General features: G+C 58.3%; 19 protein-coding genes. 10 read left to right on the top strand and 9 right to left on the bottom strand.

Going from position 1 to position 17,798, the window contains the following annotated elements; all coding sequences use genetic code 11:
• Positions 1-139: 139 nt before the first annotated feature.
• The 3 genes from SB772_RS38620 to SB772_RS38610 form a co-directional block, all read right to left on the bottom strand.
• Positions 140-379 (bottom strand): hypothetical protein, encoded by a 240-nt coding sequence (locus tag SB772_RS38620; RefSeq protein WP_410838325.1) that lies wholly within the window; start codon positions 377-379, stop codon positions 140-142.
• 2,193 nt (positions 380-2,572) lie between these two features.
• Positions 2,573-3,205: a class I SAM-dependent methyltransferase gene (locus SB772_RS38615; RefSeq protein ID WP_410838324.1), complete on the bottom strand. Its 633-nt coding sequence runs from the start codon at positions 3,203-3,205 to the stop codon at positions 2,573-2,575.
• A gap of 454 nt (positions 3,206-3,659) precedes the next feature.
• On the bottom strand, positions 3,660-5,354 hold the full coding sequence (locus tag SB772_RS38610; protein WP_410838323.1) for a tetratricopeptide repeat protein: 1,695 nt from the start codon (positions 5,352-5,354) through the stop codon (positions 3,660-3,662).
• 333 nt (positions 5,355-5,687) lie between these two features.
• Here SB772_RS38610 and SB772_RS38605 point away from each other — a divergent pair, with 333 nt between their 5' ends.
• Positions 5,688-6,158 carry a ribonuclease gene (locus SB772_RS38605; protein WP_410838322.1) on the top strand — a complete coding sequence of 157 codons (471 nt, stop codon included), beginning with the start codon at positions 5,688-5,690 and terminating at the stop codon, positions 6,156-6,158.
• Between the two features lie 112 nt (positions 6,159-6,270).
• Here the strand turns inward: SB772_RS38605 and SB772_RS38600 are convergent, their stop codons facing one another.
• Positions 6,271-6,408 (bottom strand): hypothetical protein, encoded by a 138-nt coding sequence (locus SB772_RS38600; RefSeq protein ID WP_410838321.1) that lies wholly within the window; start codon positions 6,406-6,408, stop codon positions 6,271-6,273.
• Positions 6,409-6,413: 5 nt separating this feature from the next.
• Positions 6,414-6,539, bottom strand: a complete 126-nt coding sequence (locus tag SB772_RS38595) for a hypothetical protein (protein ID WP_410838320.1) — start codon at positions 6,537-6,539, stop codon at positions 6,414-6,416.
• Between the two features lie 293 nt (positions 6,540-6,832).
• On the opposite strand from SB772_RS38595, the gene SB772_RS38590 reads away from it, so the two are divergent.
• From SB772_RS38590 to SB772_RS38580, 3 genes are all read left to right on the top strand, one after another.
• Entirely contained in the window at positions 6,833-7,222 is a 390-nt protein-coding gene (locus tag SB772_RS38590; RefSeq protein WP_410838319.1) for a hypothetical protein, read from the top strand.
• A 71-nt stretch (positions 7,223-7,293) separates the two neighbouring features.
• The gene (locus SB772_RS38585) at positions 7,294-7,437 is read left to right on the top strand and encodes a hypothetical protein (protein ID WP_410838318.1); all 144 of its coding nucleotides are present in this window, start codon (positions 7,294-7,296) and stop codon (positions 7,435-7,437) included.
• A gap of 130 nt (positions 7,438-7,567) precedes the next feature.
• Positions 7,568-7,765 (top strand): hypothetical protein, encoded by a 198-nt coding sequence (locus tag SB772_RS38580; RefSeq protein ID WP_410838317.1) that lies wholly within the window; start codon positions 7,568-7,570, stop codon positions 7,763-7,765.
• A 24-nt stretch (positions 7,766-7,789) separates the two neighbouring features.
• Here SB772_RS38580 and SB772_RS38575 read toward each other — a convergent pair whose 3' ends face one another.
• A complete protein-coding gene (locus SB772_RS38575) occupies positions 7,790-7,915 on the bottom strand; it encodes a hypothetical protein (RefSeq protein WP_410838316.1) in 126 nt (41 codons plus the stop codon).
• A 1,785-nt stretch (positions 7,916-9,700) separates the two neighbouring features.
• Here SB772_RS38575 and SB772_RS38570 point away from each other — a divergent pair.
• From SB772_RS38570 to SB772_RS38560, 3 genes are all read left to right on the top strand, one after another.
• Positions 9,701-10,939, top strand: a complete 1,239-nt coding sequence (locus SB772_RS38570; protein ID WP_410838315.1) for a M91 family zinc metallopeptidase — start codon at positions 9,701-9,703, stop codon at positions 10,937-10,939.
• Between the two features lie 28 nt (positions 10,940-10,967).
• Complete coding sequence (locus SB772_RS38565; RefSeq protein ID WP_410838314.1) at positions 10,968-11,183, top strand: transposase; 216 nt, start codon at positions 10,968-10,970, stop codon at positions 11,181-11,183.
• A gap of 419 nt (positions 11,184-11,602) precedes the next feature.
• The gene (locus SB772_RS38560) at positions 11,603-12,397 is read left to right on the top strand and encodes a MipA/OmpV family protein (RefSeq protein ID WP_410838327.1); all 795 of its coding nucleotides are present in this window, start codon (positions 11,603-11,605) and stop codon (positions 12,395-12,397) included.
• 145 nt (positions 12,398-12,542) lie between these two features.
• Here SB772_RS38560 and SB772_RS38555 read toward each other — a convergent pair whose 3' ends face one another.
• Positions 12,543-12,641 (bottom strand): hypothetical protein, encoded by a 99-nt coding sequence (locus SB772_RS38555; RefSeq protein ID WP_410838326.1) that lies wholly within the window; start codon positions 12,639-12,641, stop codon positions 12,543-12,545.
• Between the two features lie 310 nt (positions 12,642-12,951).
• Between SB772_RS38555 and SB772_RS38550 the strand changes: the two genes are divergently transcribed.
• The 3 genes from SB772_RS38550 (at position 12,952) to SB772_RS38540 (ending at position 16,795) form a co-directional block, all read left to right on the top strand.
• Entirely contained in the window at positions 12,952-14,022 is a 1,071-nt protein-coding gene (locus SB772_RS38550; RefSeq protein WP_410838313.1) for a tyrosine-type recombinase/integrase, read from the top strand.
• Between the two features lie 2 nt (positions 14,023-14,024).
• Positions 14,025-16,313 (top strand): tyrosine-type recombinase/integrase, encoded by a 2,289-nt coding sequence (locus SB772_RS38545; RefSeq protein WP_410838312.1) that lies wholly within the window; start codon positions 14,025-14,027, stop codon positions 16,311-16,313.
• Positions 16,314-16,492: 179 nt separating this feature from the next.
• Positions 16,493-16,795, top strand: coding sequence for a hypothetical protein (locus tag SB772_RS38540; RefSeq protein ID WP_410838311.1), 303 nt, complete (start codon positions 16,493-16,495; stop codon positions 16,793-16,795).
• Between the two features lie 180 nt (positions 16,796-16,975).
• On the opposite strand, the gene SB772_RS38535 is transcribed toward SB772_RS38540, so the two are convergent.
• Positions 16,976-17,380, bottom strand: coding sequence for a hypothetical protein (locus tag SB772_RS38535; RefSeq protein WP_410838310.1), 405 nt, complete (start codon positions 17,378-17,380; stop codon positions 16,976-16,978).
• Entirely contained in the window at positions 17,377-17,613 is a 237-nt protein-coding gene (locus SB772_RS38530) for a hypothetical protein (protein ID WP_410838309.1), read from the bottom strand. The genes SB772_RS38535 and SB772_RS38530 overlap by 4 nt, the downstream gene beginning before the upstream one ends.
• Between the last annotated feature and the right edge of the window lie 185 nt (positions 17,614-17,798).

Genomic DNA, 17,798 nt, shown 5'->3' with positions numbered 1-17,798 from the left:
ACGTCACATCAAAGGGAGGACCCTCACCCGGGCACAATTCAACTACGTAACCGTCCACTGAAGCGGGTCACCCCCAATAAACCATGGTCGACGTGATCACTTTTCCCGTCACAGGAGTGTCGTCCGGATTCGCGTCCATTCAATCGACTGCAGGCGAATCGCACCGAGGTAACTTCTCATCGGCAATAGCTAGCTGGAAACCCTCGTCGAGCCAGCCTGTAATGCCGCCGATCATTACCTTGACAGGGCGACCGAGCTGGGCGAGCCTGATTGCGGCGCGCGTTGCTCCGTTGCAGTGAGTTTCGAATGACAACGACGCGCTGAAGTGGGCAAGCGCCGCGGCGCTGTCGGCAGATGGTACGGATGAGACAGGGGACATGTTAGGCTCCTTGTGCGTGGATCGTTGCAACGCATTTTCCCGTTCTCATGCACAGTCAGCCAGCGGCGCAACCGACAGATTCCGGTAACATCACGCCACGGCGCTAACCGCGTTCAAACTTGTGACCGCGCTCGCCCGCAACAGTCGGCATCACGTGTCTGCAAGTGGAAGTTGACCACGTTTACACATTTCCTGGATGGCCAAGCCAGTCCGGCATCTGGCGGTTTTTCTAGCAATACGATCAGAAGCCTTTCTTTCGGATCTGTGCTCGAACGTCTCTAGATCGGCCTTATGTGAAGCTTTCCATAATCAACGACTTGGCATAATCGGCCGTTGCCGTCATTCGAGTATCGGCGTTGGTCAGGCGGCTACGGATCGCTTTCCTGTCATTCACATGTCGGCGGATGCGAATGACCGGTCTCACCGCAAGCGGATGCGTGCTTGCGACCCACAGCGGTCAGCCAAGTTTCCTCACAGCGGTCGGTGGCACGCGTCGCCGAACCAACTTCGAAAATGACCCGCATTCTAGCCGAGCACGTCCTCTTAGGTTGGGAATTGTTCGGCAGAACGCCAAGTCAGCTCCAGCGAAATTGGTCATGACGCGACAGTCCGGAGGCGCTCTGACGAGAATGCTGAACGACCGCGATATATCCGCATCAATGCGGAAAGGCACGTCCATTAGCTTCGATGCTCCCGGCATATTCCGTGCGAGCGAAGTCCCACAGCATTTCTTAGGTAGGAAGGTTGCGGGCCTAATTGGGATTTGCATGGCGACGAAAAACCGCGCTGCTGTCACATAACGCGCCGGGCGGTTGCACATAAGTCTTGAAGTTCTCTCGAATTGAACCTATATCATTATGAGGCTGTGACCAAACTCGGGAAAAGGGTGTAAACCGTGAAAAGTCTGAGCTTAGGCTTTCGATCGCGAGCGCTGTTTTCCTTATGCTCATAGCGAAGCCTTACGGACAGACCAAGTGCGGACAAGCGGTCGTTCAGTTGCAGCGGTATGTAGTTACTGTGAACCAAGCGGCAAATGCCGCGCGAATTTCGTAGCGATGTGTCTCTTTTAATAAAGAGAGCGACGCCTAATGCCTAAGCGCGAAGCGTCATATCAAGTTGGCGCATCGCTTCTTAATAACATTCAACCTTGATAAAGGTACCGTAATGAATAATCGTCTTGATTTTCAGATGCCGTCTGTAAAAAGGAAATTAAACGCAAAGCACATAGGCGAAAAAGCTCTGTCCGTTCTTGTGTTCGCCTGCGCACTAGGGATAACAAGCCCGGCATCTGCGGCACCCATAGTCCTTCCTGCCGGCACAGGCTGTGCTTTCTCACTGCAAATTGACTCAGAAGGATCGCAGCCGGTTCTCCGAGAGTTCCGTGATAAAAATGGAAATGTTGTTCGCTTGACCGCTGGCAAAGGAATAAGCAATACGTTCACTAATGTAGACAACGGCCATAGCCTAACCACGAGCGGCGGATCAGTATCGCGAACCACGACCTTACCTGACGGCAGCTTAATGACGGTCGCTACGGGGTTTAATGCTCTCATTCTGTTCCCAACCGATATTCCGGCTGGACCATCGACGACGCTTTATATAGGCAGGCTTGTTTACACGGTAGGTACGGACGGTGTTTTCACTGTCATAGGATCTAGTGGGAAACAGACCGACATCTGCGCTACGCTAGCGTCGAAGATGTAGTCGCAGGACGTTTTGAAGCGGTTTATACAAATATTTTCTCTAGCTTATTCAGCGATCTCAGACACTACCGTGAAGTCATCGAACCTGACTTCAATACGTAGCGAAAAAGTCGACTTTGATTTCCGTGGGGGAATGCTAAGCTAGCGCTCCAAATGTTGGAGCCGCTATTATTCGTCGCCAAGTGTTGCACCAAACCGAAATGCTAGGGGGTGCCCTTTTCCTTATGTCTGCTCCTGGCCTTCGAGACTCCAAACAGGCATTGTCAACGATCGCCGCGTGACGTTGACCGACCGCTAATGGCCGCACGCTGCCTGTCGCGGCCGACGAGAGGCGTCCCCGCTTCTGCCGATTGTGCGAGATCTACGACTGGTCGTTTCTCAGCGCGATGGACAGTGCTGCAAATCGGCTGCTTTGCGCTGCATAAAAGCGGCTTGAACGCCAGCATCTGCCAAGCCCAACGCGGGCATACGGGTGACAGCCCTTGGGGTTTCAGGCGACCGGCTTGCGCCACACGCTGGCTAGCCACTGCTGCCGCTCACGCGGCAACCCGGCGGGCCGGTAATAGTGCTCAATTTCGACAAATCCCGCGCCCGCCATATATCTACGCCATGCTTCGAGATCATGGAAGACGCCGTAGCGGCCGTGGCTCCAGCCTTCCTGATTCGTGCCGCGCGGGTTGGAGCTGAACAGCACGCCGCCGAGCTTCAGTGTCGCGTGCAATTGCCGCAACACGCGCGGCAACGCCTGACTCGGGACATGGAACAGCGCGGCGTTGGCGAAAATGCCGTCAAAGTGCGCAGCCGGCAAATCGAGATGCAGGAAATCCTGCTGCCAGACGTCGCAGCCAGTGGCGTCACGCGCCATTGCAACGAAGCGCTCGGCGCCATCGAGGCCGACCGCGCAATGGCCGAGTGTAGTGAAGGCCTTGAGATCTCGCCCCGGTCCGCAGCCGAAATCCAGGATCGTAAGAGGGGGCGCGAGTTCGATATGGTGCAGCAGCGCCGCGATGTTCTGCGTGACGTCGTGGTCGTACGTGCCGTCGCGGAAATCTTCCGCGTGCGCGTCGTAGTGCTGCAACGTGACGGCACTGATTTTATCGAGGTCGCGGGGGTCGAGTTCCATGCAGGAAGTATATCTCGGGGCATTTCGCACGACTACGCCGTACCTCCGGTGTCATCGGCCGTGGTCGGTTGCGTGCCGAACAGGATGAACAACGCGATTCCGTGTGCGCAACTGATTCCTCTCGGGTTTCTGAAAAACGCGCGCAGTATCAGGCGAACGGCTGGAGATGGGCCGTACCTTGCCCATCGTCGTGCGATCGACCCGTGCGTGCCACCGAGCGGCACCACGCGACCCGCAACTGCCTGTCGAATCACCGTGACGAATGTCCGTAAGAGGGCTTCAAATTGGACACTCGATCGACGGCAAGTATTCCCCGTTGTCTGGACCCGGCAATCCGACGCGCCTTAGTCGCTCAAAGCGGGCAAGCGGCACGACGGAGCAGGCGCGACCAAATTTGCGACCCGAACCTGCAGCGAGCAGTGGATGGGGCGCTCTCTGTCGGGCGGCTCGCCATTCAGGCGCCCCGCAATGCGTCGATCTCTGCGCGAAGCGCTGCAACTACGCCAGTCCAATCGCCTCGCGTCGTTTGTCGAAACAACCGCGCCCTTGCGTACCACGGACTATCGCTTCGGTCGAGTTGCCATCTCCAGTCCGGCATGAACGGCAAAGCAATCCATACGGGTTTCCCAAGCGCCCCCGCCAAATGCGCCACAGCTGTGTCGACGCTGACGACGAGGTCGAGGCGAGCGATCAGCGCAGCAGTCTCAGCGAACGTGGTGAGCCGCCCGGAAACATCGCGCAGCACCCCGCGCTGCTCAAGTTGCGCGAGGCACGCGCGATCACTGTCGCGTACATCCGGTTGCAACGCGAAGAAATCCGCGTCGGCATCGAACACCGGCTTCAGTTGCTCAAGCGAAATGGACCGATTGTGATCATTCAGATGCGTACGGCTTCCCGACCACACGATCCCAATGCTCGGCCGTCGAATGGAGCCTGTAAAAAAATCGTCCCATTGAGGGACAAGCGCGCCGTCTGCCTGCACATATGCACCGGATAGCGCGAGATCGGGTGCACGAACCTTGAGCGCAAACGGCAGACTCAGGGTTGGAATGTGATAGTCGAAATGTGGCACTTGCCCTGTCTCACCGATGACTTCGGCCGCACCCCGATAATTTTGGAGGAGCGGCAACAGGGCATCCTGAACACGCAACACGACGTGAGCGCCAGCTGCACTGAGCCGATCCACAAAACGCACGAATTGCAGCGTGTCGCCGAACCCCTGCTCATGATGAACGAGCACTGTCCTGCCGTCTATCGGTTGGGTGCCAGTCCATAGGGTGTTCTGCGAAAAACCGTGGCTGCAGGTGCCATCGCGCCAACGCCATTCGTATTCGCGCCAGCCGTGTTCGAATTCGCCGAGCAGCAAATTCGTCTGAGCTCGATTGGTGCGTGCGCCGGCGTCGTTCGGATCGATCGAAAGCGCCTTCTTGAATTGAAGCAATGCCTCATCAAAGCGCCGGAGATCTCGCAACGCGACCCCGAGATTAACGTATGCGCGTACGAAACGCGGCTTGAGCGTGATCGCCTGCCGGTAGGCATCCAGTTCGTCCTCATAGCGTGCCATCGTACCGAGCAGCGTTCCACGGTTGTAATGCGCTTCGGCTGATTGTGGCTGGATCTTGCACAGATGCACCAACAGCTCAAGTGCCCGCTGCGATTCGCCAAGCTGTATCAGCGACATTGCGGCACCGTACAACGAGGCGGCATGGTTCGGAAACTGGGTCAGGCAGCGCTCGAACAGCGCTATCGCAGCATCGTGACGCTGCGCCAACTGACACACCTGCGCGGCGAAGTTCAGTTGATCCATAGACATTGACATGTGCGCCGATGCCTGCATCAGGTACTCCGCTGCGCATGCATGATCGCCCTGGTTGGCGGCGATATAACCGAGACCTGCAAGAGCTTCGCCGTGGTCGGGGACGCTCGCCAGAATGCCGAGCAGCAGACCTGCGGCATCGTCGAGCCGACCAGCCATGAGGTTCTCCTGCGCGGCGGCGAGAGCGTGTTCAATATCGTGATTCATGGCGCTGGAGGCTGGAGCAAAGTGCGATCTGTCGCGGGATTCAAAACGACTCATTGTACGGGACCGCGTATAGCGAGTCTCCAGAGCGAAGCGATGGCAGCGTCGGTTACCTGCATATGCAAACACCAAAGTGTTCCCGCCAGCGTCGAGCTGTTTAATCAGCGGTTTCGATTGCTACGCAAGATAGGTAAGCCTCAGCGGCCGTCTTAAGCTGAATCGGAAACGGACGGTCGTAGATTAAGTTTCGGTGGCTGGTTCTGGCCGAACCGAGTCAAACGCCCGCCCCCCTACATGAATGCCTCAGACCGACCCTCAGCTGCCGCTCGAGCTTCAACGAGTGAACGGCGGTGGTCGTGTAAAAGGCGCCTATTTCCGGGCCGAACATTGATTCGCTCCGCCATTAGCGATACCTTTACATCTAGCCGGATCGTCGAATTCTGGTCAACGGGAGAACTGTTCGTGAAGAGAGCGTGGGCTTTCTCCTGCATCGTCGCCTTGAGTGCGATCCTTGGCGGATGTGGCAAGGAAGGATCGCGAAACGTCACTGAGGCATCGGGCGCATCCGCGAGCCAGGCGCCGGTTCAGCCGGCGCAAGGCGCGAGCGATACACCCATCGCATCAGGCGCGCGAGAGACGGGCGTGCTGGGCGCCGTCACGAAGACACAGTTGCCGGGGGAAGCAGCCGAAACACTGCGGCTGATCAAAGCGGGGGGCCCGTTCCCTTTTGGGGAGGACGGCGTATTGTTCCGTAACAGTGCGCTTTTGCTGCCGAAGCATCCGCGCGGCTACTACCACACATACACGGTTCGCACGCCTGGCATGACGGATCGCGGGCAGCGCCGGAACGTATGTGGTGGACCGCGCAAGCAGACCGGCGACTGCGATTACACCGACGATTACTACGCCAGTTTTAAGCGCATTGCAGAATAAAGACGGACCCTGATCCTCGTTCACCTATATACAAGCTCGTTACTGCTGACGACAGCGGACCGTTGACGACCCCCTGTCGTCACTAGGGTCGCGATGCCGGCGGTGGCCGTTCTCAGAGTTCAGCTGCCATTCGCGCCGTTGCGCAAATGGCCGCACCGATGAATGACTCTTTAGCGCTAAAGTATCGGGGAATCGCGTCATTGCGCGCGACGGCGAGGCAGGCCCGATGCAGTCGGTTTTCGTCGATCATGTTGGTCATACTCCTGGCAATTTATTCGGGACGTGCTCCAGCATCGCGATCAGGTCTTCTTTCTCGAGAACGAGCTCACAGAGCTTGCGGGGCTGGTCGTCGTCGCCAAGCGTCATGACGTCAATGGTCATCAAGGTGCCAGTGGTGAACGTCGTTGCGTACTCTGGAAACTGCAGCCAGCGCGGGGAGACTTCACAGCGGATTTACCGCTCATTCAGATCAAGGCGCTTGCGATTAGCCTCGCTGTAAGGAAAACGCTTGATGTTGGTCATTGTCCGCACCTTTGTCGATACTGCATAGGTCAGGAATGGGTGCCCCGCGGCGGAAGTGCCGCGCTACGCTTTGGAAGATCCGGCAACTCGAATTATCTCGCACGAGCGCAAGAAATGGCTCAAAAGTACGTGTCTGCTATGGAGAAACCAAAATGATGAAGGCAAACGCTGTCAGTGATCAGCATTACGTGCATTCGGAACTGCGCGAACGGATCGTCGAGCACATGTTTGTCGGCGAAGCCCTTCGTACGCTTTGGCGGCGCAATATCACCGACGTCGCGCTATTGCGCTCCCAGTTTGATGCCGGCGGCTACGACCTGGTTATGAGTCACGGCGCCATCGTGCGGCACATTCAACTCAAAGTCTCGGTGGAAGGTGGAAAGAGAGCCAGTGTTACCGCAAGCCTAAAGCTCATGGAAAAGCCGAGTGGTTGTATCCTTTGGATTGTCGTTCCCGAAGATTTGGAGTTTCGCTCCTTCCTTTGGTACGGGAATGAGCCGGCAGAACCATCGGCGGTAAAGCCCCCTTCTCTTCTACGTTAGCCCGCGTGGGGAAGCGGCGCCCGCCGCGCTGGAAACATGAGTGGCTCGAACCGACAGCCGAATTCTGCAGCGTGCTGTCCGGCTTCTTCCAGTCGCCCAAGCTGTTCGAGAATCACCGCGTGATTGAAGACCGCCTCGTCATTCTTTGCATTTATTTCGACGCAACGCAGGTAGCTCGATGCAGCCTCCGCCAGCCGCTCGGCCTGTTCGAGTAGCACCGTATAGTTGAAGTGGAGCAGCTCGGCGTCCGCGAAGTGTTGCTGTGTTGCAGCGCGTCCTCAAAGATTTTAAGTGCGTGCGAGCAGCGGCTCTCATCGCCTGCGAGCAATGCGCCCAGGTTGTTGTATGCATGAAAGTGCGGCTCTGGTGACAGATCGCTGCCATGCGGTATGCCTGCTCGGCGCCGACGACATCCGTCTCCTGCAACTGCTCGGCGAGCGCATACCGGTCCTCGGCCTGCCTCTCCCGGGCTTTCCGGTTGGCCGGCACGCTGTCCATAAAGGTGACGTCGCCCTTGCGGTCTGCAACTTCGAAGTCGAGTAGCAGTTGCCCGGACGCGGCATCCCACTATGCGGCCCCGGTCGTGACCGCAACGGCGTCGCCCACGGCGGTGATGCGGATGCCTGACAGAGGGGCTTTGCCCGGCACTTCGTCCTTGATACGGGCGAGTTGCGTCGACATGGTCGAACCCATAGGTGCCCGGATCGTTAAAGAAGTCGCGGTGCATTCCCATCATGGGCAGCGCAAGCATGGCCATCGACGCATGCGGACGACACCGCGGAGTGATGCAGTCCTCGAAGCGAAAGTGTGGCTCGACTGCCAGGCCCGAACGGGCCGCGCGCGTCGGCAGCATCATGCGCGACGCCGGCGCGCACCTTTGGTGCCTCGGCACAACGAAAGACGGATCGCCGTGCCACCCGCTATACGTCCTGCGCTGACCAGCCGCTGATCGAATGGAGCGCCGCAGCTATCGCGGCCTCCGCAGAGAATGGAGATAAGGCATGAACGGCGACAAGCACTCGCTCTGCGGGGCTATCGGGGTCGCCCGATCACTGACGCAAGTATCGCCTTCCTCCAGTCATGGTCGGGAGGCTTGCGCTCAGCGACTTGCGGGACAGGAACGCTCGACTCGCATGTCCACCAAAGGCCGGCCGGTAATCCATGGGATGTGTTTTGCTTCATCCAGCAACCGCATGAAGTACATCGGTAAAGCATGTAGCGTGTTATCGGCGCTTTTGGCGTACCAAAAACACCCGACCCAAAGCAGTGGAGTTTTTCGTGTGGAGGGACTGTTGACGCTCTTCCGATCAACGTCTTGCAAGCAAGGCACCGTTCCATTTCGGCCTCCCTCTCGGATACAAGCAAGTTATGCAATAAGCATAGATCATACAGATAGGGTCGAAGCAGAACCGATCCAAAACGTCAGTGATTTGATTGGGCGGGACCAGCAGCCCAACAATTCCCGACGGGCCGCAGCGAGACGCTGACCGCCACGTCGCACTCGCTTCCGAAATAGGAATCTCGAATGGAAACGGTCTTCGTGCGTTGCTTCCTCTGCGCGGCTTCCCGTTCGCGACGGTACGACGGCAATCGTTGTCTTCTCAGGAGTGCGCCAGAATACTGTGCATCCATACAGTACGAGGCGTGTCGTGGGTTCCCCTGCTCCGGAGAACATCCATCCATCGCTCTGGACCTATACCCCTTCCACGCGCAGAAGCCTTTGTGCGGCAAGCCTTTCATGTAGGTTTGTGTTTCGATGTATCACTACATCGAAATACATCGTTCTTGGTGCGCCGGTGAGCTTCGCTACTGGACCGTGTTCTTGGCGGGGTAGCTAGGCCTCGAAGAGTAACCATATCGGCTGAGTACGGCCAGGAACGGACATTCAACAGCCGCCCCTAGATTGGCGACAATCGTTGCAATCGAAGCAGCAGGTCGATCTCTCAGGTGTTAAACGGATCACCTACGCACGCACGAAACGCTGCTGGCCGAACTGCGTCGCCGTTGCGAATCGCCTTCTCACGTGCGCTCGTCGACAGTTCATTAATTCGCCGCTCGCTGGCGAAAACCGGCCCGAATCCCATGGACCGGCTTGTGCCTGGTCATCATGCAATAGCGCGGGGACGAGAACCGCAGTCCGGCCTTGGCCTTGCTAAGGAAGTACTTTGGAGGAGGCACAGGACACGGACGCACTAGAACTCCTACGCCCGCATGCGCGGGCCTGACCTCAGTCCCCGCTATGGCGCGGGCTCTTATCCAGACGCCTTGCTTTTACGATAGCGTGTTCTATCCTGCCAAGTAACAGACACGATGTCAGGTGTGGTGCTCCAGAGTTCGATTCTTATCAAGGCGCTAAAGAGCGATTGAAGCAGCCGCGTTGGCGTGTCAGCGAACTCTATATCGCGCTGCTATAGGCTGTGGTAATTAATTGCCAAATTCTCCAAATACGGAAAAGGCAAATTAGCCTTGGGAGAAAACATGCGAGCGCGGCAATTTCGGAGAATATCCTATTGGCTTCTCCTCTCTTTCGTGTTCATGTCCGGCGGGCAGGCCGATGACGCTGACCGAACTGGTCCTGCTCGACAGCGGCTGCGATTTACGGTGACGTCCGCCAAACCTGTGTATGACACCTCCGAACGAATCATCCTGAAGCTTACTATTACAAGTAGCGAAGCGGAGGAACAAACAACCGTATTTCCTTTCGGCATTTTCCGCGATGAAAAAAAGGAAAGGCATCCGGAAAAGACCAGAGAGGGAGACCAAGTTACTGTTGCGACCGTTAATGGAGGAACAGTTAGCGTCGTCTCTGCCACGCGGGGTAGTGAGCCCCTCCGTCCGACTGTATCGCCGGTCCGCTACGTGGATGATCCCGTGAGCATCCAGATTCGCTCGCTAAAAACGATTCAGAGCGGAGATCGTGTGACGATACCGTTCACTGTTGCGCATCTACCGCGGCAGGGATCTTTGCTCGTCACGAAGCAACTGCACCCCGGGACTGGAAACCTGGCGCTTATGTATCCACTGAAAATCCCGGGTCTTTACACGTTTCGGTTCGCCTACCATTACAGTGGCCCTAACGATGGTCATCCCAATGTTTTTCGCGGTGAGCTTTTATCTAACCCAGTTAGCTTTCGTCTGCACACGGCAAAACCAGAGCACGGGGACGGCCTGGTCTGTGACCCGCTAGATCCAGAGTTCGCCGATACAAATTGCCAGCCCGCCCTGGAGCAAGTCAGAACTAACGGAACACCGGCCACTCAGGGGCTAATCGAGAGCCTTGAGTCAGATACTCAGCACGATTTCGTTATTATGCGCGCTGAAAGTTCAAGCACCTATCCCACTGATCCGTCAGGCGGCGCCACGAACGGAAACGGGAGCGGCGCGATCATCGAGTGGAATCCAACCGAGGGCGGGACTTACCTCGATGGCACGCCTCGGGACGCGACCTCAGAGCTGCCTCATGAGTTCTATCATGCCTTTATTATGCAGTCTGGCGAGCTTGGTGATACCAAGGCGGCCGACAACCCGTCCATCTTCCAGGACGAAGTCGAAGCGACCGAAATTCAGAACGATTACCTGCGGGAAAACGGCTTGCCTACAATTGGAAAGTACTGTAACACCCTGGAAAACGGCACCCAGGCTTGCGCGGATGTTCCTGCATCCGGCGTACCTGCATCTGGTGTTCCCGGCGTCCCTGCATCCGGCGTGGTGCCTTAGCCACGGAGGTGGTGGCAGCACCGTTTGATTGGTTGCGCGGCATAGGCAATCGGCAGCGCCTGCACGAGCGCGGCATCACGCGGCCGGTAAAACACGTTGGGTTATAGAACGTTCCTTTGCTTGGCTACATTCGTTCAGACGACTCACGGTTCGCTATGAACGGTACGCACACGTGCTTGAAGCTTTCCTCTCGCTCGCGTGCTCATTGATTTGTTGGAATCAACCCAAACGTTCATCCGATTAATTTCGCAACAGCTTCGAAATAATCTAACGCGATGATCGCCCGGGCCGCATCAAGTTCACGACCAATCAACAGCGCGGGGTACTGCTATAGGTAACGACCCGTGGAAACCAACCTCTGCAATGGTCAAGCACGAGTTGCTTCGCCACCTCTTTCCTCTGTCCCGGTCACTGTCTCACGCGCCGCAACACAGCGATCCGCTGAATGCTTTGCGTCCTCGAGACTCATGCATGAATACTGTCGAATCAACCGCGTCGCCTGATGAAAGACCGCTTACGGTGGATCCGAAGGACCGCTGCGGGTCGAGTCCGGCCGGACCAGCTGCGGTAACATTCGTCGGTATGAAGATCAACAACTACGAAGACCAAGGCCAGCGCGACACGCACACATTTGCATGCGCCGCCGCGCTAACGGCGGCACTGATGCCGGCGCCCGCCATGGCCCAAACACCTTCGCCGCTAGCTGAATGGCAATACTCGGAAGGCATCCTCCTCGAGCAGATGTTCGAACCGGAACTGCCGAAGTGGCGCATTCGCGTCGGCCCTGCGGTCAGTTTTCAGCCGCTCTATGACGGCGCCGACAGCTATCGCCTGTATGCCGGTCCAAGCATCGACATTCGCTATCGCGACCGATTCTTTCTGTCCACGGGCGAAGGCCTCGGATGGAACGTGTTGACGGGGCCGAACTGGCGCATGGGGGTCGCAATCGCCTACGATCTCGGCTGGAGCCAGGCCAACGATATCGATCACCTGAACGGCCTCGGCGATATCAGCCCGGCGCCCGCATTGCGCTTGCTGGGCGAATACGTGGTGTCAAATTCGTTTCCGCTAGTGCTGCGCGCCGATGTCCGCCACATCTTTGGCGGCGCCGGCGGCTGGGTCGGCGACCTCGGCGCATACATGCCGATGCCCGGCAGCTCGGAAAAGTTCGTGTGGTTAGTGGGACCCAGCGTCACCTTTGCCGATGCGCACTACATGAACAGCTGGTTCGGTGTGAACGCGGGGCAGGCGGCGCACTCGCGCTACGCCCAGTACCATGCGTCGGCCGGCGTCAAGTCCGTGGGCTTCGGGGTCAGTGCCACATGGATCTTCCACAAACATTGGATGCTCAGTGCCGACGCAGCATTCCAGCAACTCGTCGGCTCAGCCGCGCGCAGCCCAGTGACGCAGCGGGCGGGCTCGGGCGTGCTCGCTCTTTCGGTGAACTACGACTTCTGAGCCGGCTTATCGACACAACCAGGGCTCGGACGGAACCGCGAGCTCGCTAAATGTGGACCCAAATTGCTCTGAGTTTGCAGCCTGTTAGCAGCGGCGTGAATTTCGTCTAAAACGGACGGTTTGAAACTCACCAAGGTGAAGGCGATCACAGGGTCGCGGGATCGGTGCCCTCCTGATCTTTCATGCAGTAGCTTTTGCCTTCGATGACGACGGTCTCGGCATGATGCAGGAGGCGGTCGAGCAGCGCGGAGGTCAGCCCCCGTCAGTGTGCTGTCGTGATTGAAGATCTCGGCCCAGTGCTTAAACGCGCGATTTGTATAAGTTATTTGGAATTGGATTCGTGCTACGGTAGGCCAACGTTTTTTGTTCGTGTGGCACGCTGGGGGGCCTGAAACGAGATCACGCAGGGTTATCCACGGGGCCGCCGCCCGCTTCTCTATAGCGAGAGGCGAGCGGCCCGGTGGATAACCCGTGCCGAAGGCGATGCCGCTTTTACCTGCTCGTGCTGAATCGTCGTGGTGACGGGGCGGCATCCCTCGCGAGAGGAGCAAATCATGGCTGCCAGCAGCGCTGTCGTCGAACCGGTCTGGGAACGGTATCCGCTAATCGCCTCGAACTCTTACGCTCGACGATGGATACAGAGTTGCGTGATGCTTGGTCTGGCAGGGAATACGATCGCGGCCTACATGTACGCGATAGAGGGCTTCCTCCGCTTTGCTCAGGGCCACGCCGTCGATCTACGCAGCATATCGCGCGAAACCATCGCGCAGTATGTCGGCGAACTGCGGACCCAGCCAAGGCGAGCGAATGCGAATGTGGTACGCATCGACTCAGGCGGCTTCCTGTCGAACGCAACGTTGCAGCAGCGTCTTACCGCGGTCCGGCTGCTGTTCGAGTTTCTGGTTGACGAGGGGCTCATCAGGACCAACCCGGTAAGCCGCGGCCGCTATACGGCATCCTGCCACTTCGGCGCACGCGGCGAACGAAGCCTCGTCCAGAAGTTTCACAAGCTGCCATGGATTCCAACGGAGGCGCAGTGGACGGCTCTGCTGGCTGTGGTCCGCGACGAACCTAAACGTAACCGGTGCATGCTGGCGTTTGCCTATGATGCGGCGCTTCGTCGGGAGGAACTGTGCCAGCTTCGTGGCAGCGATCTCGATCCCGCCCACCGGCTGCTGCGTATCCGAGCGGAGACGACCAAGGGTCACCGGGAGCGTGTCGTGCCGTATTCCCAAACTTCCGGCGAACTGCTGCGCGACTACCTTCGGCACCGGCATGTCCTTGCCGGCGATCGGCACGCGCTGTTCCTGTCCGAATCGCCCCGCAACCATGGCGCGCCCATCACGCTATGGACGTGGTCCAAGGTAGTCCGATCCATTGCGCTTCGTGCCGATGTTCCGGCGTTCTCGACCCATACGCTGCGCCATCTCTGTCTGACCGATCTCGCCCGCTCGGGCTGGCAACTGCATGAGATTGCCCGGTTTGCCGGTCACCAGAATCTGGAGACGACCAGGCAATACGTGCATTTGTCGGGACATGATCTGGCCGACCGGTTCGCGAAGACCATGCGTCAGATCCACGCGTGGCGTGTCGACGCCCTGGCTTGCGTCGCCGATGCGGAGTAACGATGATGAACTCATCCCGGGCTGCACGCGCCCCGAAGCCTGACGCCCGTCTGTGGACGTGGCCGATCCAGATCACGGACTATGATCGCAGAAACCAACTGACGGCTGCCGAGCAGAAGGTGTTGAGGTTCGAGCTCCCTCTTGCTATGGCCAGTGAACGCACGGTAAAGGCGGTCCTTAGCAGGCTGTCCGGTCTTGAACGTCTACTCGCTCCAATCGACGACGCGCTCGCCGTTGTCGACAGCAAGCGTCTATACAACGATCGTGTAAGGCTGATGCTTCTTCAGTATTGCGAGATGCAAAGGGCAACGTTCTGGGCGTGGGACGCGACGGTATGGCGAACTGTCCTGGGGACCACGCAACAGGCGTTCTTCACCGCACACCGCCCGACGCCCCGTGCGGGCGGTGAACGCCAGGCATTGATGGCGGTTGCCTACCTGCTGCACTGTTTCCACGACATTCCCAGCCTGGGCGAGGTAAAACGGGTCGCGCTGGCCGAGAAGGTCTTCGGCAAGGAGCGAATCGCAGATACGCTGCTGCGCGTTACCGAGATCTCGGCAGCGTGGGGATATCATGGTCCCTGCAAACCGTTGATGAGTCTGGTCGCAGAACTCCTGCTCATCAACCAGCGCCCCGAACTTGAGTTGCTGACGACCGAGTTCATCGAATCGATCCGCAGGCGCTGGCAGGACTCGAACTATCGCAGTTCACTGTACTTCCAGCTCTTACGCGTACTCGCAGCGCTCGGGATTATCTCTGCAGAACCAAAGATCCGAAACCGGGTTGACTGCGAACGTATTCATCGAGCGAGAACCGCTGGCCTGTCCGGGGATTGGGTTCTCGCAGTAGAGCGGTGGGAGGCAACCAGCACGTTGACAGCATCCAGTCGCAGGCATCTCCGCGACACGGTGCTCAAGGCCGGCCGTTGGCTGCAGGATACGCATCCAGAGATCACCCGCGCGGACCAGTGGACCCGAGAATTAGCGGCAGAGTACGTGGGCGCAGTGGCGCGCATGAGTGTTGGCGATTACGTCTGGAGGACCGCTGGTCTTGAACCAAAGCTTGGCAAACCGGCATCGGCCCGATCGAAGAACTACTTCCTGGGTTCAATGCGGCGCTTCTTTGCCGACCTGCAGGAGTGGGAGTGGATCCCCCGACGGTTCGATCCGTTTCGGGCCTTTGCGACGCCGCGCTCGATCATGGCATTGATCGGACCGGCACCGCGGACCATCGCCGATGACCTCTGGGCGAAACTCCTCTGGGCTGGCCTGAATCTAACGATCGCCGATCTTCCTGGTCACGGCAGTGCTCCGAAGGGACATAGCAATGCCACAGGCGCCATGCTTCGCAACGGAGGCTACTATCCGCTCGAGATGCTACAGGCGTTGAGCATCGTATGGCTCTTTGCAGGACTGCGTAGCGACGAGATTGTCCGGTTACGTGTAGGCTGCGTGCGCAAGGAACCATCGATAGGACAACAAGCAACGCAGTGCTGGATGCTTGACGTTCCGGTTCACAAGACCGGGACGGCATTTATCAAACCAATCGACGCAATCGTCGGCGAGGCGCTTACGACCTGGGAGCACCTACGCCCCACGCAACCGGCTGCGCTCGATATCAAGACTGGCGAGCGGGTTGATTTCCTCTTCTCGTACCGCGCACGAGCAATTCCACGCGCGTACCTGAACAAACGACTGATTCCCATGCTTTGCCGCAAAGCTGGCATTCCGCAGGCGGATGCACGCGGTCAGATCAGCAGCCACCGGGCTCGCTCCACCATCGCGAGTCAATTGTTCAACGCTCGCGAACCGATGACGTTGTTCGAACTACAGGCGTGGCTCGGCCATCGTTCACCCGCGACCACACAACACTACGTGGCATTCGCGCCAACCCGTCTCGCCCGCGCCTATTCGGAAGCCCAGTACTTCCAGCGAAACCTGAGAATGATGGACGTCCTCATCGATCGGCAAGCAATCGAGCATGGCCATCCGGACGAGCCGTGGCGATATTACGATCTCGGCCATGGCCTCTGCTCGTATGAGTTCTTCGATCAGTGTCCGCATCGCATGGCTTGCGCACGTTGTGACTTCTACGTTCCGAAGGAATCGTCGCGCGCCGATCTGATCCAATCGAAAACCGGCATGATACGAATGCTTCAGGAAATACCGCTGACCGACGACGAACGTGCAGCAGTAGAAGGCGACCAGAAAGCCATAGACCGCCTGCTCCGGCGCCTTGAGACCACACCGACACCGGATCGGGCTGACCCGTCAACAAGAAAGAGACGTTGATTAAAAAATCGCTCAATTCCACATAAAACTGATGATGGTCGGGCCGTGCTCGTAGCGCTGGGGCGCGCGCGACCTGTCCGAGTATCTTGCGTACGCCGGGCAGGTGCTGTTCTCGGACGAACGGCTGTTCAGCGGGCACGCAGCCTGGACGCAAAGCCGTGCTGTGCACGGCGTCACCTGTGTCGGTCTACTCGCGCGAGCAGACGGTCAGAATGTTCGAGAAAGGCGAGCTCGCGTACCGCGAGACGGTGCTTGGCGGCTGTGCCAGCGTCGAGCGATGCAAGTCGACGCCGCTCGACTGGATGCGTCTGGATTGCCTTGAATCGGACTGCCGTAGCCTCGTGATCGTGCCGTCGAAGCTTCAGCGCGTAATCAAGGCGCAGCAGATTACGGTCGAGAAGCTGCGCGCGGTCGATGAGGCAAGCGTCGAATACCGTATCGAGGCGCAAGCGCTACAACGACTGCTGTCGAGAAATCGGTAAAGCTGTCTGCGGTTGATTCGCGTAGTGGTCTCGATACTGCCTACAGGTTCACCGCTCGCGTAACGCTCAATGGCGTCGATATGTCTCCGGACGCGACTGCGCTCTGCGGCGTCGAGTTCAGTCCATGCGAGGTCGGTCACGAGGCGTGATCCAGTGTCTGGAATTCGGGTCTGCGGCGGCTCATGATTTGGCCTGGACCGCAACAAAGCGCGTCAGAAACGACAGGCTTTCAGTGTGTAGCTCTAGCGCCTGGATGCGGCCGCAGTGCAACAGTTCGAAGACAGCTGCGCGGATGAGCGCGGGGTCGCCAGTTGAGAACTCACGCTCTATCGTCATCAGCGATTGAGGTGACACGACGAAGCGCTCGATCGCGCCGGGCAGCGAAGGCTTGACGAGGCCGCGCGCGGCGACGAGTACAGGTAGCATACGTTGCCAGTTTCCGGTCCACACACGCGCAGCTGCCCTTTCGGCTGCATCAATGTGCCGCACGACGAAGGCTTCCGGGTCAAAGTCAAGACGACTCCGCGGGCGATCCGTCTCCGGTGTCGTCTCAGATAGTACTACCAGGCATTCATGGGTCATCATGACCTTGCCCAGAAATCGACGACGCAGCGTTGCCCGTCGACTGCCATGAAGCCAGGCTGTTCACAGAATGTCTTTGCAGCAGGATCCGCTTCGAGCATCAGCCATGCTTCGAAAGCGCTGCGCCTGTACAGCGTCAGACGTCGCCCCAGTTTCGGACTGAAGACGTCATAACGGTGCGCGCCGCGAGGACGCGGCAGCGTGAGCGGCTCGAAGCTTCGCAAAACGTCGACCATGTGGACCACCTGCCTGAGGATCTCATGGTCTAGAACGAACGTGAGTTGAATTTAATGCGCGCTGATGCGAAGTGACAACTTTGCTTCGCTGCGCAACGAAGTAAATGCGTCACCCATTGAAAGGCCGAGGTAAAGGGGTAAATCCTCTCCGTGGCGCATTGTCTTGCGCCGTTGCAAACGGTCTG

Origin of the sequence: Paraburkholderia sp. SIMBA_030, assembly GCF_046535245.1 — a bacterium.
Lineage (GTDB): Bacteria > Pseudomonadota > Gammaproteobacteria > Burkholderiales > Burkholderiaceae > Paraburkholderia.
The sequence above is the reverse complement of the archived record's forward strand: the minus strand, read 5'-3'. Positions and strand labels throughout refer to the sequence as shown.

Coding starts and splice junctions, on each gene's coding strand:
- SB772_RS38620 (WP_410838325.1), bottom strand. CDS start 379: ATGTCCCCTGTCTCATCCGTACCATCTGCCGACAGCGCCGCGGCGCTT.
- SB772_RS38615 (WP_410838324.1), bottom strand. CDS start 3,205: ATGGAACTCGACCCCCGCGACCTCGATAAAATCAGTGCCGTCACGTTG.
- SB772_RS38600 (WP_410838321.1), bottom strand. CDS start 6,408: ATGATCGACGAAAACCGACTGCATCGGGCCTGCCTCGCCGTCGCGCGC.
- SB772_RS38595 (WP_410838320.1), bottom strand. CDS start 6,539: ATGACCATTGACGTCATGACGCTTGGCGACGACGACCAGCCCCGCAAG.
- SB772_RS38590 (WP_410838319.1), top strand. CDS start 6,833: ATGATGAAGGCAAACGCTGTCAGTGATCAGCATTACGTGCATTCGGAA.
- SB772_RS38580 (WP_410838317.1), top strand. CDS start 7,568: ATGCATGAAAGTGCGGCTCTGGTGACAGATCGCTGCCATGCGGTATGC.
- SB772_RS38575 (WP_410838316.1), bottom strand. CDS start 7,915: ATGGGTTCGACCATGTCGACGCAACTCGCCCGTATCAAGGACGAAGTG.
- SB772_RS38570 (WP_410838315.1), top strand. CDS start 9,701: ATGCGAGCGCGGCAATTTCGGAGAATATCCTATTGGCTTCTCCTCTCT.
- SB772_RS38560 (WP_410838327.1), top strand. CDS start 11,603: ATGCCGGCGCCCGCCATGGCCCAAACACCTTCGCCGCTAGCTGAATGG.
- SB772_RS38550 (WP_410838313.1), top strand. CDS start 12,952: ATGGCTGCCAGCAGCGCTGTCGTCGAACCGGTCTGGGAACGGTATCCG.
- SB772_RS38545 (WP_410838312.1), top strand. CDS start 14,025: ATGATGAACTCATCCCGGGCTGCACGCGCCCCGAAGCCTGACGCCCGT.
- SB772_RS38535 (WP_410838310.1), bottom strand. CDS start 17,380: ATGATGACCCATGAATGCCTGGTAGTACTATCTGAGACGACACCGGAG.
- SB772_RS38530 (WP_410838309.1), bottom strand. CDS start 17,613: ATGGTCGACGTTTTGCGAAGCTTCGAGCCGCTCACGCTGCCGCGTCCT.